General features: G+C 56.0%; 9 protein-coding genes. All 9 read right to left on the bottom strand.

The window, feature by feature from the left end; genetic code table 11:
• Window positions 1–11: 11 nt before the first annotated feature.
• Window positions 12–4271, bottom strand: coding sequence for an RHS repeat-associated core domain-containing protein (locus A6U95_RS16090; protein ID WP_065685182.1), 4260 nt, complete (start codon window positions 4269–4271; stop codon window positions 12–14).
• A gap of 55 nt (window positions 4272–4326) precedes the next feature.
• Window positions 4327–4755 carry a DcrB-related protein gene (locus A6U95_RS16095; protein WP_065685183.1) on the bottom strand — a complete coding sequence of 143 codons (429 nt, stop codon included), beginning with the start codon at window positions 4753–4755 and terminating at the stop codon, window positions 4327–4329.
• Between the two features lie 23 nt (window positions 4756–4778).
• Complete coding sequence (locus A6U95_RS16100; RefSeq protein ID WP_083196408.1) at window positions 4779–6725, bottom strand: type VI secretion system tip protein VgrG; 1947 nt, start codon at window positions 6723–6725, stop codon at window positions 4779–4781.
• Window positions 6726–7053: 328 nt separating this feature from the next.
• Window positions 7054–8442: a VasL domain-containing protein gene (locus A6U95_RS16105; RefSeq protein WP_065685184.1), complete on the bottom strand. Its 1389-nt coding sequence runs from the start codon at window positions 8440–8442 to the stop codon at window positions 7054–7056.
• 60 nt (window positions 8443–8502) lie between these two features.
• The gene (tssM, locus tag A6U95_RS16110) at window positions 8503–12036 is read right to left on the bottom strand and encodes a type VI secretion system membrane subunit TssM (protein WP_065685185.1); all 3534 of its coding nucleotides are present in this window, start codon (window positions 12034–12036) and stop codon (window positions 8503–8505) included.
• A 31-nt stretch (window positions 12037–12067) separates the two neighbouring features.
• Window positions 12068–13462, bottom strand: coding sequence for a type VI secretion system protein TssA (gene tssA, locus A6U95_RS16115; RefSeq protein ID WP_024529710.1), 1395 nt, complete (start codon window positions 13460–13462; stop codon window positions 12068–12070).
• A gap of 5 nt (window positions 13463–13467) precedes the next feature.
• Entirely contained in the window at window positions 13468–14133 is a 666-nt protein-coding gene (gene vasI / locus A6U95_RS16120) for a type VI secretion system-associated protein VasI (protein ID WP_065685186.1), read from the bottom strand.
• 2 nt (window positions 14134–14135) lie between these two features.
• The gene (locus A6U95_RS16125; RefSeq protein WP_065685187.1) at window positions 14136–14918 is read right to left on the bottom strand and encodes a helix-turn-helix domain-containing protein; all 783 of its coding nucleotides are present in this window, start codon (window positions 14916–14918) and stop codon (window positions 14136–14138) included.
• Entirely contained in the window at window positions 14915–17518 is a 2604-nt protein-coding gene (gene tssH, locus A6U95_RS16130) for a type VI secretion system ATPase TssH (protein WP_065685188.1), read from the bottom strand. The genes A6U95_RS16125 and tssH overlap by 4 nt, the downstream gene beginning before the upstream one ends.
• Window position 17519: the final 1 nt, after the last annotated feature.

Raw genomic sequence — 17519 nt, forward strand, 5'->3', positions numbered from 1 at the left:
TATGCTAATAATTAACAAGCTTTCCCTGTAGTTCCATCTAGTTTTCCTTTCCGTCCTGGATCACCCCCACCCCAAATATCTCGCCCACCATTTCCTGCCGGATGATATAAAGCATGATTAGATTTATGATCAAGTCTATCGACCAAAACCAATCTATTAAGATCCTCATGATGGTGCCATGTGAAGCCTGCCGGGCTACTACTCTTACTACCATTTTTCATCCAATTACTTAACTCAGGATGACGGTTGAACATATCTCGTCGGAATGCTGCGTCTGTATTTAGACGTTTAATCAAAGCATCATTTGCTCTTTTGAATTGAACAGCATCACTTGAATATCTATTGGATGCATTAACTGAATGATCAAAGAATATTTTATACATCCCATTATTAGGCCTATTAGCCAAGCCCAGAGGGTCGATCCAAGTCAGTGGATTCGGTGCATACACATACAGGTTCAGCCCCCCCGCCAGCCCTATCGGGTCCTGCGTCGTAAACCGGCCTATCTCTGGATCATAATACCTAAACGTATTGTAGTGTAAACCCGTTTCTTCATCATGGTATTGCCCCGCATAACGCAACGGTTGTCTTATCCTACCATTGCCCTTCACACCCATAAGAAACGCCAACGTTTGCCGTTTTACCGCCCCCCAGGACTGATATTCTCCTGACCAGACGGTTTGCCCCGCTTCATTTGTCACATCCAGCGGCGCACCGTTCAGCTCTGTATGGTAGTAATAAAGTGTCGCAGCCCTTGCTGCCTCTGCCGAGTCTGCGTAGTGTCGCGCCAACGCTATTGGCGTGTAAGGAGAGAGCGGATCATACAGGTAAGTTTGGCATTCATCCTGATGCCGCTCTTGTAACAGCCTTAATCCCTGCCAGATAAAATCTGTGATCACTGTTACGGGCTCGTGCTGCGCACTGGCTCGCGTTTCCACTTCTTTTTTAATACGACGGCCCAAGCCATCATAACTATAGTGGGCCTTATAGCGCCCTTGATGCCCTACACCACGAGCCGTAATCAGCCGATGTTCGCCATCGTAGGCAAAGTAATGGTGTTCATTACCTTGCCGCTTTTCTACCATATTGCCCCAGGCATCGTACTTGCAGCTAAACTCCTCACGTTGCGTTAGACGGTTATCCCTGTACTGACCACTACTGTGGCTATTCAACAGATTATCCGCGGCATCCATCGTAAAGACATCATCAACCAACATCCCGTAGCGTGTCGCCTGGTGGCCTTTTAGCCTGCCTTCTGCATCATACTGCCAACTTTCCCGACCACGCAGGCCATCCTCTGCCCACAAAACATTACTCGTTGGGCCGTAACCATAGCGCCGCCATAACTTGCCCTGCCCCGATTCTGCCACTTCGGGATGATGTGCGGCCTGCGCACAGCGCCAGCTCAACCGTCCCCGCTCATCATATCGGCTATATTGTGTCAATGCCCCTTGGGTACGAGTGACTTCCTGATAGACCGCATTACGGGAAAACTCGGTAACCATCTGGCGATTGAATTTGATGGCACTGACATGCCCCGAACCATAGCGCAACCATTGAAGGCTGCCGCCATAAGGCATTTTCAACGCGTCCAGATTACCGAGCGGATCGTAACTGTACTCCAGTAACGACGCATCCCCCTGCTCTGTTAGCAGTTGACCGGCCGCATCATAGGTAAATTGGGCGATATGGGGCGTGACGCCACATAAGACACCTGCTGAGGTAGGGATAACCTCAGCCGTGATCAAAGCATTCACTTTATTATATTGATAGGCCGTTATCGCTGTAGCGGTGGTTTTTTCTGACAGCATCCCCGTCTGGTTGTAGGCAAGCAGGGTTTCAGACTTTGGATGTACACCCTTGTCCTGACTATCGCCACGGTGGATAACCCGAGCCAGTTGCCCTTGCTCATTATAACGATAATGCTTGGACGTTCCGTCAATACGCAATTCGGTTAACAGGCGGCCTATCGCATCATAGCGGAACTGGTACTGCCCCCCATTGGCATTATTCAGTTTGGTCAACAACCCATGGCGGTCATATTGATAAATGAGCTGACGCCCGATCCGGTCAGTGTGGGTATGCAATAAACCCTGCGTATCGTATCCCCACCGTGTAACTTGTCCCGCAGCATCCGTATGGCGGGTCAGTAATCCTCGGCTATCCCAACGCCATTCTTCCTGCGTATTATCCGGGAAGAGAGCCTGTATCAAGTTGCCCTGCTGGTCATATCGATAGCGGGTGCATTGGCCAAGGCTATCGGTGACCGAGTCCAGTTGCCCTAATACCGTGTAGCTATACGCCGTCAGATTGCCCGAACAATCCAGATAATCCAGTAATTGCCCCCGCTTATTCCAACTTAACTTGACCACGCCGCCAGTGGCATCCGTTATCGTTGTCAGTTCGGCCGCAGTGTTATAGTCATAATGGGTTTCATTGCCCAGGGGATCACGATAAACGCTTGCCAGCCCTTTCTCGTTATAATCGGTACTCCAGTGAGAACCATCAGGAAGTTCATAACGGATAAGATTAAAACTGTTACGATGATAATAACGCTGTGTTTGCTGGCCAGTTGGGTCAATCTCTGCCGTGACACGCCCTAATTCATCATATTTCCAGCCAATGGTCGCACCGACAGGTAGTTTCATTGCCGTTAACTCGGCCTGTTCGTTGTACTCCATCTGGTATACTCGACCATCAAAATCGGTATAGGCCAACACCTGTTGTGCGTCATTATATTGCCACTGCGCCTGGATGTTCTTTTCTTTATATACCGTAGTAATTTTTTCAGCATCATTGTAAACAAATCGGCTTTTGTCGCCTAAGCTGGTCTCGGTCTCGATAATACGGAAGGTCTCGCCTATCAGTGCCCACTGATAGGTAATTCTTAAACCACTTCTCAAACGCTGTTCTGTCATCCGTTGTTCGTGATATGCAAACTCACGCTGCAACTGATGTTGCCCATCCAATACCCTGGCCAGTTGTCCTTCATCCGTATAAACATAGCTGACTAACGGGTGGGCTTCTTCAGGCTCACTATCGGCAATAAACCAGACTGAACCCAGACGTATCCCTTGCTTGGAAGGAATATATACAAAACGCAAAGTATTATGGCTGCTGTCTTTTATCGCAACCAATCTGTCCTGCTGATAAATCAGTTGCGTCCATTGTCCCTGGCGGTTTTCTATTCTCTCTAAACGGGCCTTACCTTCCTCATCTGGACGGCTAAATATCAAATAGAAGTCATCCGAACCACAGATGCAAATCCGCCCATCAGGTAAACCAGTGATGAATTTCTTTTCATCATAGTTATAAATTTTTTCAGCTTCATCTACGCGAGGAAAGGGCACTTCTCTTCCCATAGCATCATGATAAATGACATGCTCCTGGCTGAACGTCAGGTGTTGCTCCCATTCAGAAAGCCAGCCTTTGCCCAACAGTCCCTCAGTCTGTAAATCGCTGCGGTAATACCGCTGTCCTGAAAGAGGTAGATGAGCAGGCAGCATAAAGTCGTTATCCTCACCTTCGAACAACAACTTTTGCCCGGTAATAACATCGACAGGATATCCAAAATAGCCGCCAATGCTTTTCCCCAGACTATCAATGGCAGGCGCGACAACATAGTGGTTGAGCGCTTCCCCGGCCACAAAGCCCGCAGCAAACTTCATCGCGCAACGTGCTCCTGCCGTCAACCCCTGTTTTATTGCCCCCGCCAACCCACCGACAAATTCCGCCACGTCGAACGCAGTGCCAACGCGATCATACCACTCTTGTGATACCTCATCCTGAACAGCTAAATAACGGACAGTTCCTCCACCAATAGCAACATTCGTTGAGCCAGTGGCAATGGCTGCTCCGCAAGTTAGCTTATCGTCAACCCGCGCAGCTGCTTTACTGTTGATAAACACACTGCCAGAGCCTTCCGCTACCTGGGGTTGAGGTGAGTGCTTGCTGCATGCTGCCGTACTCAACTCGACCCTTACGGCACCCAGGCTGTTGACCCTGACATTTTTTGAGGCCTCTACCAGTTTCCCTTCCACACTGGAAAACATGCTGCCTATCGATTTACCTAGCTCCGCCAACCCCCAAGCGGTCTGTTTTGCGGCAGGCATAACCAGAAGGCCCAGCACCAGCCCTACCACCAAACCGCACCCAGAAAGCATAACGGCCGCCGCAACGATAACCAGGCAGCCGAGCAACGCACCGGCAAGAAATCCCGCCAATGCGCTAGTATGTTTAATATCATCATGTAAACGTGCCGCTTCAAGCATGATATCTGTCCTTAGTATTTTTAAATTTTCCCTGTCTTGCCTGCATGAGTGCGCTTTACGTCCGCAACTCAAAACCTGACAGCAAATCTTGCCAACACAGCTCAGCCTGCTCTTCGAAAGGCAAACTTCGCGTCAGCGTCAATACCAGTACTTTTTTATCGTTAACAATAAATCCGGCCTGACGTTGGAAAACCTCGGACTTGTTGTATTTGTAGCGACTTTCAATCTGAATCCCTTCTATGGCGGTCTTAGCGTCCCCCAAAAACGCCGTTTTCTTATCCAGCATTTTATATCCAGGCAGCCGTTTTTTTAGCTCACCTAGTTGGCGCACGACATACTCATTAATGCCTTCATTCTCTTCCAATACATCACGGATGACTGTCAAACTAAGCTGTTTATCACCACCAACGCCTTGTAAAACCGTGGTACTTTTATCTTCGAAACCTGCGGGAACAGTAAATCTGCCCTCATTTATCTGATACATTTTTTAGAGCCTCTTTTACGTGATCACTCAGGGTTGATATCAACAACGGTACCTTTGATCAGTATTCCGTCTTTATTTAACTGAATAACGCTCGACGCGCCAAAACTCAACGTTATCGACTCTGTGGTCATGATGATATTCCCTGCTCCAACCTCAAGTTCAATCTGTTGCGTTGCCGTATAGAGCTGTGTGCCCGGAGAATCGCCTTCGGCTTTGACTTGAACGAAATTAGCAGTGGTGCTGCGAAGCAATTTGACATCCTCAACCAGGCTACCCTTGCTGATATTCTTGACTTCATTACCTAACGCCACCGTGAGTATTCTGTTTCCCTTTTCAACCATGTTCGTCTGGTTATCTTTAACCGTCGTACTCATATCCTTCTGGGCATGCATAAACAGCCCCTCCCCCCCCTTGGCATCCTCGAACCGTAATTCGTTGAAGCCCTCGCCCTTATGGGTCTTGGAGCGGAAAGCCATCTGGGTCTTGCTGGCAGGCAGCGATCCCGGCGGGATATTGTTGGCGTGATAGGTACGCCCAGTGACGATCGGTTGGTCCGGATCCCCATGCAGGAAATCCACCACCACTTCCTGGCCGATACGTGGGATGGCCAGCATCCCCCAACCCTGCCCGGCCCACGGCTGGGTCACGCGGATCCAGCATGAGCTGTTGTCGTTGCTTTTACCGTAGCGGTCCCACAGGAATTGCAGGCGGATACGGCCGAACTCATCACAGTAGATTTCTTCCCCGGCTGGGCCCACCACCATCGCGATCTGTGGGCCGTCCATGCTCGGTTTTGGCATCGGCGTCGGTCGCCAGGTTTGGGTGTGCGGCAGGAAGACGAACTGGTTGCTCAGCGTGGTGCCTTGCCCACCAGACTCCTGCTCCAACGCCTGGGGCTGGCTGCCGCTGTGCTGAATGCTCAGCAATTGCCACTGGTGGTTCAAATCGCTACGCGGGTGGCTGGTCAACGTAAACAGTAGGCCCGGTTGCAGGGTAAAATCGTTACTCTGCCCATTTCCCAGGTTGGCATCGTTGCGCAGGGCTTCCAGGCGGTAATGGGTAAAGGCCTTGCCGTGCTGTTCGTCTTTGAAACGCCCGGGGAAGTCGAAGTGTTCGTAGTCTGGCCGTTGGTTTTGCAGTTCGCTGGCCTGTTCATTAAAGGCCGCCGACCACTGCGGGTTTTTAAAGGTGTAATCCTTCAGCTCCACCACGGCGGTGCGCACCTGCGCGCTGCGGGTGAAGGTGGTGACGCACAGCTCCAGTGCCTGTGAGGCTACGCCCGGGTTATACGGCAGCACAGCGCCCTGCGGCAGGGTGCCTACGTCATCGGTATACACCACGATGTTTTTACCTTCGGGGTATTCGAAGTAGTAGAACATCCCCTCTTCGGCGGCCAGCCGCTGGATGAAGTCAAAATCCGATTCCTGGTACTGCACGCAGAACTCACGTGCCGGATGGGGGTTACGCAAGCCAAAGGCAAAATCGGTGATGCCGTTCTCTTTCAGCAAGGTGGTGATGATGCTTTCAATGCTCTGCTGCTGGAAGATACGCGAGTTGCGCCGCAGCGTGGTGCGCCACAGTGCCGGGCGGATCACCATGCTGTAACGAGTCTGGTGCAGGCCGGTATCGCCCTGTTCAAAGCTCGCCACCATGCCGGTGATGCTGCGTTGCAACACCCCTTCACGCTTGATCTCCAGCGTCGCATCCTCATCCAGCACCGCGGCAAAGTCGATGGCCGGATCGGCACTGGCCAGGCCTACGTTCAGCACGAACGGTGAGGAGAGCATCTCGGTCAGGCTGAAATCCACCACCACAAAGGTCTGCGGAGGCAGGTTCGCCGTGGAGAGCGTAAACTGCAACCCGCTCGGTTCCGCGCCGCCCATCAGGGCACTGGCAGCCGAGGACGCCATCGCAGTGGCGCTACCGCCGCTGGCAAAGTTCATCGGCTTCACGCCCGCAGATGAGGCCATGCCCGCGGCACTACCACTGCTGACAATGTTCATCGGCTTCACACCTGCGGATGAGGCGATGCCCGCTGCGCTCCCCCCGCTGACAATGTTCTTCGGATTGATGCCTACGGATGAGGCTATCGAACCTGCCTTTTTGGCAATATCCGCCGCCTGCGATACCACCTTACCCGCCTTGCCGCCGACAGCGCCAGCCGCGGCTCCCACCATATCGACCACCTGATCGCCACTGACTGACGGCGTCTCCGTGGCCACAATGTTCTTCGGCTGCACGCCCCCCTTGGGGGCATTTTTCTTGTCATCAGCAAACATATCTTTTCCTTCCTGGAGGTTAGCGGGCAGATGCTGCCTGCTGCGTGAGTTGGTGATAGCGACTGAGCAGTGCATTCCAGCGCTCGTCTATCTGCTTGAGCAGCACCGGTGAAGCCGGTTGTTGTTGTTCCACCGAAACCGCCAACTGCCGCAGCATCTCTTCCAGCGGCGTTTCACGGTTCAGTTCACTTTGCATCTGATAAACCTGCGTTTTCAGATAGGAAAGCGTCAGGCTGCCGCGTATTTTTTCCTGTTCAAGCAGCTTGTCCGACAGGGCCTGCAAGCGCTGCTGCACCTGGAAATAGCTGCTGTCGGCCCGCTCGCTGCCGAGCCGCGCCTGTAGCAACCGTTGCCAGCGCTGGCTCTGAGCGATCTGATCCGGATCGGTTGGCCACAGCTGGTTGGCCAGCGCCACCGAGGCATCGGCGGTACGCAACCCGGCCAACGGAGAAAGATTTTCCAGGGTGTTCAATTGCTGGCCGTAGCCATCCAGAGTGGGTTGGGCCAGCCACAGCTGCACCGATCCTTCTGGGGTGGCGGACAACCCCGCTAATCGTTCCTGCATCGGCTTGACCTGCATCAGGTAAGCCGCACCGGCGACCACCAGGCTGCACAGCACACCGCAACCAAATCCCCAGGCCGCCGACGTACGTTTGGTGGCCACAGGGGCGACCGGCGGTGCCGCGGCAAAACGCACTTCCACATTGGGCAGCGGTTGTTCTTTTGGCGGCGGCACGGGTTCTTCGTAGGCCGGAGGCGGTTCATTCGCGGCCGGTTTTTCCCCTGAGAACAGGGTGCGGATCGGCTCCGCTTCGGGCACCGAGAGATACACCATCGAGGGCATCTTCAGCGGTTGCGCTGGCGGCTGTTTGGCCGCTTCATGGGCGGCTTCCAGCCGTTTGGCGGTGTTCTGCATCAGGTACAGCAGGTTTTCAATGCGCGGTACGCGCTTTAGCTCGACCTGCTGCAGTTTGTCGCACAGCAGTTGCAGTGCCCGCTCGGCGCGATACACCAGGCGCAGGTCGTCAATGCCGAACTCGTGCTGGCGCAGTTGGCTACCGACGCGGGCGTTGAACCACTCCAGTATTTCCGAGCGGGCCTGGGGCTGCTCTGGCCACAGTCGCTCCCATTGGCTAACGACCATGCCCGCCAACAGCTCGCAGCTTTCGGTAAACCCGGCCAGCCCGTGCTTTTGGGTACGCGCCAGGGCGTAGTACACCGTGGTTTGCAGATCGACCCCGTTGGTACGGAACAGCGTCAACGCCAGCGACTCAATCAGCCGCCAGTTAACCTCTGGCCGCGCCGGGTGGTTGATCTTGTTGATCTCTTCACGAATGGCGCTGAACTCCGGCCAATGGCGCGGATCGCCGCCGGTTTGAATGATGATATTTTCTGAGGCTTCGCTCATGCGGACTCATCCTTAAAGCGTCTCTCTGCCAAGCGCGGCAGAGAGACGGGATAACAACGATTAATACAGCGTGTCTGGCAGGGTGAACTTGCTGAACAGACCGCCAGCGAACGGGTTGTCGGACTCATCCACATGGATGCGGTAGGTCATCTCGCCGCCGTCCACCTTGAAGCGGACATCGAACGAGTTGGTGCCGACGTTGGTCAACTCACCGGCGTTGATCAGCCGCAGCTGTGCCCAAGGGCCGCTGAAGGTGATGCTGCGCGGGGACTTGCCGTTTTCATCCGGGACCAGCGTTACCTTGCTTTCTACCCCGGCCCGCATGGAGTTAGGCCAAACCAGATGCACCATGTTGCTACGGCCATGGGCGTAATCCAGCAACTGCCCATCCAGATTCAGCACGCTGCGGCGTTTGTTGCCGCTCAGCACCACCGGTTCGATAGCGAACTGGGTGCCAAGGCCGTTTTGTGCCGAGAAGAAGGTTTCGCGGATCTTCTGCGCCTGCGCCAGCTGTTGCAGCACGTCTGGGCGGATTAACAGTTGCCCGTCGCTGCCGCTGCTCAGGTTGTTATCCACGAACGGCTTCAGGTTCTGCTGGTAGAAGCTGTCCAGGGTGCCTTTCGGGCCGAAGAAGCGTTCAAACTCGCTCAGCGGCACGTCCTGCTGAGATTTAGGATCGAACGGATAACGGCCAGCCAGGTAGGTGTGATACTGCTTCACCACCGTTTCGTTCCACTCGACTTCCAACGATTGGATGGCTTCCATCATCACTACGCGCCAGGCTTGCTCGGCCAAATCCCCTACCCAGCGGTTCAGCGGTTCCGGCAGGTTTTTCGCCAACTGCTGAACTTCGAAGATCGGGTCGCTGCTGTTTTGATCCAGGCGCAGCTGTACCGCCTTCATGGCCGCTTTACCCGGTGCTGGTGAGTTTTGGATCGCCAGCAGGTAACGGTGCAGTTCGGTCAGTTTTTGGTAGACGCTTTGCAGCACGCTGCCTTTGTCACCGTTCTCCACCAGCACGCCGGTTTCTGGCGCGAACTCGCGGTTGACGCGGCCCAGCAGTTGATAATCGGATTTTTGCATCAGTTCCTGGCGTTCTTTACCCTGCAACGCTTCAGGCACCGCAGGCAAGCGGGTGTTATCACTCAGCGTCTGCAAGGCACGGCGGAAAGGCTGCTCGCCGCTGATCACCTGCTCGATGGCGCTGATCGCCTGCGGCAGATCTTCAAACTCACCGACCGACAGGTTATTCATCGCCGCACGCCAGGTAGCGGTATAGTCACCGATATACTGCTCGGTCACCTGCCGCTGGATCTCTTTGCGATCCGCCTCGCTATACTCGACGTTTTTGCTGAGATTCAGCACCCAGCTGTCCATCACCGTCAGATCGACCAGTTGGTCATTCTGCTTGGTGAAGTAGTTCTGCAAACCGTTGCGCGTCAGGAACTGTGGCACCACCAGCAGGCGATCGTTGTTGGAGATAAAGATGTCGTCAAAGCTGGCACCGATCTGATCGCGCAAGTTCAGGGCCGGAGGCAGCGCTTCCTGTGCCTTGATGCGCAGGTTCTGGTACACCCGCTGATAAATCGACAGCTTGCTCAACTCACGCTGTGCCAGCTGGATCGGCTGGCGATAAGGGATAAAGTTCTTGATGGCAATCTGATCGCCACTTTCCCGCGCGGCACGCCAATCGGTGTGCTTGAGCGCATAGTCCAGATGGCCCATCAACTGCTGTTGCAGTTCGCGCTGGCCGTTAAACTGCTGGCTCCAGCGATCGCCCATAAACTGTTCCACCAGCGCCACGTTGCGGCCGCTGCCGTCTTCCAGCATGCGCATCACACGCAGGATTTCGAGTTTCTCTTCGCTGCCTGGAGGTGCCGCATTCAACTGCTCCAACAGGCCACTCATCAACGCCGGAACAAAGCGCTGCTGCAACAGTTGCAGATAGGTGCTTTCCACATAAGGGCCGATGTTGTTGCCTTGATACAGGCCCATGTCCGCCAACAGGCTGTTGCGCTCATGGTAGTTGCCGTAAGCCAGCGTGGCGTCACGGATCGGGTTCAGCAACGGCAGCTGCAGATTGCCATAGCGATCGTCACCCTTCGGCGTCGGGATCGAGAGGAAGGTTTTGGCCTGGGCAAGGACCTCTTGTCCGGCACGGTAGTTGCTTTGGTAGTAGTATTGCCAGCAACCCCACAGCGTCAACGCCACCACGGCCCCCACGCAGGAGAACACCATCAGGCGTTTTCTGGAGTTACGCAGCCACAGGCCGTTTTCGCCCGCCAGATTCGGTTCCGCCAGCAACACCTGATTAAACAGCTCTTTGGTGAAGTACGGGGTCGTTTCGGCAACCGGCCAGGTTGGGAAGGCCTGCGGTGACAGGTGATACTGCACGGCGGCAGACTGGGTAAACACGTCATCCATCTGTCCGCGCTGTTGGGCAGATGTCAGGTAGATGCCGCGTAACAGCGGCTGTTGATGATCGCCGCTGTAGAGGATCCCCTCCAGCAGTTGCACCACATACTCTTGCAGGCCCTGCATCTGGCGGGTAAAGCTGAACAGCTGGCTACGTTGTCCTGCATCGACGCCGTTGAGCATCATGTCTGGCATTGCGCCGTTCAACTGGGCGATCCATTGCTGCCAGAACTGCTGCAACTCTTTGCGCCACACCTCCGGCTCGGCGGCGTTCAGGCTGAATGTCACCCCCAGCACCGCTTCGCGCTGGGCCTTATCCAGCGTCTGGTACATCGCTTCAAACCCGTACAGCAGGTCCAGTTTGGTAAACACCACGTACAGCGGCAGCTGGCTATGCAGCGCCTGGCGCACATCCTGCAAACGCTGATGGAGGCTGGCAACCATGTTTTCGCGCTGAGCCTTGTTCGCCGTCAGCAATTGATGCAGATCGACGGTGAGGATCAGGCCGTTCAGCGGCTGGCGTTTACGGTGTTCAACCAGCCAGTTGAGCAGGCTTTGCCACAAGCGGCTATTGAGCGCCGCTTTGCCCACTATGGACAGCGTTGGCTGCTCGATCAGTTCACCTGCCGGATCGATCAGCACCGCCTGTTCACCCAGCCAGCAGCGTACGCGCAGCTCACCGGCGTCTTCCACGCTGGTCAGTTCCGGGCTGGCGATTTCGGTCAGCTTGTAGCCTTCTTTGATCAGGGTGCTTTTGCCGCTGTTGCGGGTGCCAATCACCATGTACCAAGGCAGACGATAGAGATAAGCCGGGGTATTCAGCCGCCGTTGCAACTGCTGCTTCCAGACGCCCAGATACTGGTCCTGCTGTTCGATATCGGCCAGGATCGGATCGTCGACCTGCGTTTTGGCCTGCAGTTGCAGCTTTTCCAACTGCTGTAAACGCCGCACCATTTTGAAGGTGAGCCAGCACACCGCCAGCAGCACCACCAATGCCGTCACCAACCAGCGGCTCAGCAAAGGTTCGAACGGTTGGTAATCCTTCAGCTTCCATTCCGGCCCGTAAATCCAGACCCAAATCAAGCCGATACAGGCCAACAGCGCCAGCACCACCGGCACCGAGGCTTTGATGCGTGGAATGGCCGGTCTGGCAAAATGAATAAATGAGGGCAATTTCATGCGTTAACGCTCCTGTTCCCTTCCCTGGCCATCACGGCTTGAGCTGCCGCTGCTTGTCTGTCAGCAAGGCGATCAACGCCGGTTCCCATTCGCTTAGCTGCACTTGCTGCCCCACCTGCAACAGGTTGTGGTAGTGCTGCTGTGCCAGCGCCGTCATCCCCGCTTTTTCCAGTAACTGGGCGCTGAGCAATTGCAGGTAAAAACGGTCCCTGGGTTCGGATTGCTGCGATTGCCGATCGATCATCTGTAACGCGGCTTCCAGTCCTTGCTGTTGATAGCATTGCCAAATTTCATCCTGTTCAATAGTGTTACCTCCCCCTTTGGCACCCGTTTCCTGCTGTAACCAGCTGGCAGATTCAGGGGAGAGGAATGGCGTCATATCGGTAAAATAAAGGGTGGTTAACGCCGGCATCCGCTCGATAAAGGCGCTCAGTTCATCACGTATGGCCTGCGCAACCCCTGTATATCCCAGCCGAATAGCGATCTGCGCCGAAAGCGCGTGGCCATCCAGCCAGTAAGGTGCCAGAGCCAGGCTCTGTTCTACCTGTTGCCACAGGGCCAGATCCGCAGTGGCCACGCGCCCCAGATAATCGGCCATGCGATCGACAGAAACGGCAGCCAGCGGCGTGCGCCCGTCGGCCTGCGCTATCGGTGGCGCGGTCAAGCTGCCCCACAGGGCATGGCGACGCAGGCGAAAACCAATGGCGGCCTCGGGGTGCAGTTCACACAGCAAATCCGCCATTTTCAGCAGCGTTTGCCGCCAGGCTTTATCGCTGGAGTTATCAATGCTCAGGCTGGGGCTGATCGTTCTGCCGGCAGAGGCTGATGTCGATGCCGAACCAGACTGAGGGCGTTCTTCCTCCTCAACCACCGGTTCAACGGTGCGAGTAGGCAACCGCGCGTAGCTGGCTCGCAGGCTATCCACCTCTTTCGCCAGGGCCGGTTCCTCGCTGTGCCAAACCTGGGCCAGATGTGCCAGCAAACCTTGCACATCCTGGCGTTGGGCGTCCGTCGCCCGTTGGCTAAAGCTGCCGCTGGCGCTGTCAAAACGCTTGAGGATCTGCTGGGCAAAGCGGCGCTTATGCAGCGGGTTCAACGGCCAGGCACTGGTCCAGAAGTTCTGCACGTAAGCGGTCAGCAAGGAGATCGCCAGCATCAGGTCGCCCGGTTCACCGCCGTGCTGCAAGGTACGCAGCAGGTGCACCACCAAACGGAAGTCTTTGCTTTTTTGCGACAGCAGAGCCATCGCCTGCTGCTGAAGATCATCGATATTCAGCGAGCTGTGGGTCAGCGAACCCACTTTGACCATCTGGCTGTCGATATGCTCCCATTGCGGATCGTCATCGGCCAACGCCTTGGCAGTCTGCTCGGGCGTCAGCGGTGTCAGCAATAATGCATGCCAGGGATGTTGTGACGTGCTATCCATAGTCCTCACCAGTGGCAGGCGTTACGCAGCGGTTTCAGCGCTGGCGTTAACTGCGAAATATTAAATGTCAGACGAGGTAACCCGCCGTTGGTACCGTCGATCGTCAGCGTCTGCGCCGACATCAACCGCTTGATCTCATCAATACCGGCCAGGCCCCGGCTGGATTCCAGCAAATAGCCGTTTTCACGCAGGAACCACTGCACGTTAAACCTGTCGCTATCCGCCGTTAGCGTCACCGCACCGTCTTTTTGCGGGCCGACCAAGGCGATCTGCAAACGGGTAATGTTGTCGATGCAGCTCAGCATCAGCACTGGCCGAGGTGGCGGCACACCAATCGCGGGCGTGGTCAGCACCACCTGCGGGTTGTTGCCCTGCCCTTCGCTTATCAGGAATGCCGTCGAGTGATCGCGGCGGCCTTTTTCCTGCGCCATAGCTCGCTGCCAGGCTGGCCCGGCCTGTACCTGACCTGGGTTGTCGCCGCTGGCCGCTGACAACGCGTTGTCGTAGCAGTCCAGACGCACCAGCGGCGAGCTTTCACTGCGGCAGTTCATCAGCAACGCCAACTGATGCGCATCGCCTTCGGGCTGCGCCAGCGAAAGGCCGCTTAGCCACTCGGTGGCTGAATTGCTGCCGGAAAGCAGTAACGAACCGATCAATAACCACGTATTCATAGCTAACACCTGTATTTCGCCAACTTGTAACCCAGGGTGCGCGGCGTGATCCCCAGGCTGTCGGCGATGCGGTTTTTGTCATTGCCGTACAGACGCTGGCGCTGCGTCAGTACCGCGGCTTCAAACGCCTCCACCGCACTAGACAGGTCATCTATCTTGCTGTAATCGCGTGATAGTTCTGGCGAGGTGGAAACGTCGGAGGTACTCAGCGAGACCATCAGCTCATCCAGCTGTTTTTCACGCACCTTGAACATCGAACGCAGCTGGACCAGTTGCGATCGCAGATGCTCCACCTCTTGCAGCTTGTTGAGGCGGTGCTGAAAAATCTGGCAATAGATGGAGAACATGCCGCGGCTGTCCACAAATCGATCGATCTCCTCGGCAAACACCGCTATCACCCCGCAGGCCCGCCCCTGGAAATCAAACAGCGGTACGCCATACATGCTGCAACCGTTGGGCAACGCCTCAATAAAGCCGCGAAAGCCGTCATCTTCGATGCGCACTCCGCGATTGAGCGCGTACCAGACTTCGGGCGCGCCATTACGCAGCACCCGCACCAACGGGTGATTGGTGTCTTCGATATCGGCTTCCAGCTTCACCGTGGCACGACGGTTGGCATCAGACAGGCGCAGACATTCCAACTGCCCCTCGCTGGCGTTGAACATCGCCACCATCAAGCCGTCAAACCCGTGACGGTGGTGATCCAGCGTCAAAAAGCCATGGACCAAATGCTCGACCGAATCGTTTTCCAGCAGCGCCAGTAAGCATTTCAGCCGTTGCCTCATAGCGCCTCCTCGACCTGAGCGGTAAACGCATTTCCCTCCGTGGCAATGCGGATATGGCTGATTGCCGTACCTGCCGCCATTTTTTGCAACAGCAGTAGAGAAACCGGTGGCAACAACGCCCCGTCGATAATCGACTCCAGCATGCGCGCCCCGTTCTCGGCACGGGTGGCGCGCAGCAGGATCTCGTCGATTACCTCAGGCTCAATCACCACTTCGGCGTTAAAGCGCTGACGCAGCAGGTTATCCAGGCGTTTGAGCTTGCCGTGGATGATGGTTTGCAGCGTGTCTTTGCCCAGCGGTAGGTACGGCACCACTTCCATACGCGCCAACAGGGCAGGTTTGAAGAAGGCCGCCAGCTCGGGGTACAGCAATTCGCCCAGCAGTTCCGGCTGTTCGGCGTGATCGACAATGGTCTGATAACCCAGGTTAGAGGTCAGGAAGAACACCACGTTCTTGCAGTCGATGATGCGGCCTTCGCCGTCGGCCAGTTCACCCTTGTCGAACGCCTGATAGAACAGGTTGAGCACGTCGGGATGGGCTTTTTCGACTTCGTCGAGCAGCACCACCGAATAGGGTTTCTGGCGAATGGCTTCAGTCAACACGCCGCCTTCGCCATAACCCACATAGCCCGGCGGTGAGCCGATCAGGCGCGAAACGGTGTGTTTCTCCTGGAACTCGGACATGTTGATGGTGGTGAGATAGTGGCGCCCGCCGTACAACAGTTCGGAGATCTGCAATACGGTCTCGGTTTTACCGACGCCGCTTGGCCCCACCAGCAGGAAAGCCCCCATTGGGCGACCCGGACGGCGCAAATCTGCCCTGGCGGTCAGCAAATGCTGATGCAGGCAGTGGATCGCGGTTTCCTGGCCTTTGATCTGTTCGCCAAGATACGTTGGCAGCTCGGTAACCACCGACAGTTCACTCTGCGACAGGCGGTTTAACGGCACGCCGGTCCACTCGGCGATCACCGCCGCGATCTGATGTTTATCCACGTGTGGAGACACCAGGGTTTGATGCTGTTGCAGTTGTTCCAGCTCAGCGCCCAGTGCAGCCAGATTAATAGCCTGCTCTTCCGTCGCGTTTTCTTCCTGCGTCAGCAGCTCTGCCCGCAGGGCGATGATCTGCTGCACCAACTGCTGCTGGGTTTGCCAACTGGCATTCAGGTCTGCCAGTTGCTGTTCGATCTCAGCGCGCTGCTGTTGCAACACCGATAAACGCTCATCCGGCTGGCTCAGGTTGAGGCGCTGCTCACGCTCCAACATCTGGATTTCCATCGCCTGCTGATGCAACTGCGTTTTCAATGCCGACACCTGGCGCGGTGCCGAAGTCAGGTTGATCGCCACCCGCGCGGCGGCGGTATCGAGCACGTCGATGGCCTTGTCCGGCAGTTGGCGGCCAGAGAGATAGCGATCGCTGAGCACCGCCGACGCCTGTAGTGCCTCGTCGTCGATCAGCACACCATGCGCCTTCTCATAGATAGTGCGCAGGCCGCGCATGATCACCGTGGCCTCTTCAGCACTCGGCTCAGAGACTTTCACCAGTTGGAAGCGGCGCGACAGCGCGGCGTCTTTCTCAAAATACTTTTTGTATTCGCTCCAGGTAGTGGCGGCGATGGTTTTCAACTCACCGCGCGCCAACGCCGGTTTCAACAGGTTGGAGATATCCAGGCCGCCCTGCTGATTACCCGCGCCGATCAGCGTATGGGCTTCATCAATAAACAGGATGATCGGCGTGGCCGACTGGGCAACTTCCGCCATGATCCCCTTGAAGCGCTTTTCGAACTCGCCTTTTACCGCAGCCCCGGCCTGCAACGCGCCGAGATCCAGCGTCATCAGTTCGCTGTTGCACAACTTTTCCGGCACCTGACCGTCCACGATGCGCAGCGCCAGGCCTTCGATCAGGGCGCTTTTTCCTACGCCAGCCTCACCCACCACGATCGGGTTGTTCTTGCGGCGGCGGCACAGGATATCGATCATCAAATCGATTTCCTCATCGCGGCACAACACCGGATCTAACGTACCTTTACGGGCCTGCTCGGTCATATTGCTGGCATAGCGCGCCAGCAAGCTTTCACCATTGGCGGCGGCAGCGGCGGTTTTATCACCCGCTTTCGCTACCCGAGGGGCTTCTGCGGAATCGGCGGTCCAGTCAGCAAAGTTCTGGCGCAACAGTTCGCGGTTCACCGGGGATAACAACCGGCTGGCCGCCGGTGTGAGATAACGCATAGGGCTCAGCAGTAAGGTCAACAACATCACCCCGCCGCGCAGCTGGCTGTGATCCATTTCGGCCGACGCCAATAACCAACTGTCCTGCAACCACTCAACCAGCAAAGGGGAGAAGCTGGGATAAGCCTGAGTGACCGACTGATAGCCGGAAATACGTTGATCGAGCGACTCACGCAATGCGTCAGTGTCCACGCCAGCATGATTAAGGATCACCCTGACGTCGCTTAAGGGGCTGGCGACCATCTGCATTAATACCTGCGAGACCGTCACTTCCGCTTCCTGCAGGCTGACGCAGTGTGCCGCCGCGGCCTCCAGGGCATGGCGGGCGATGGGATTAAGGCGGTTTACCAGCGTGGGCAAGTCAATTTGAATCATC

This window comes from Serratia sp. 14-2641 (assembly GCF_001692375.1).
GTDB classification, from domain to species: domain Bacteria; phylum Pseudomonadota; class Gammaproteobacteria; order Enterobacterales; family Enterobacteriaceae; genus Chania; species Chania fonticola_C.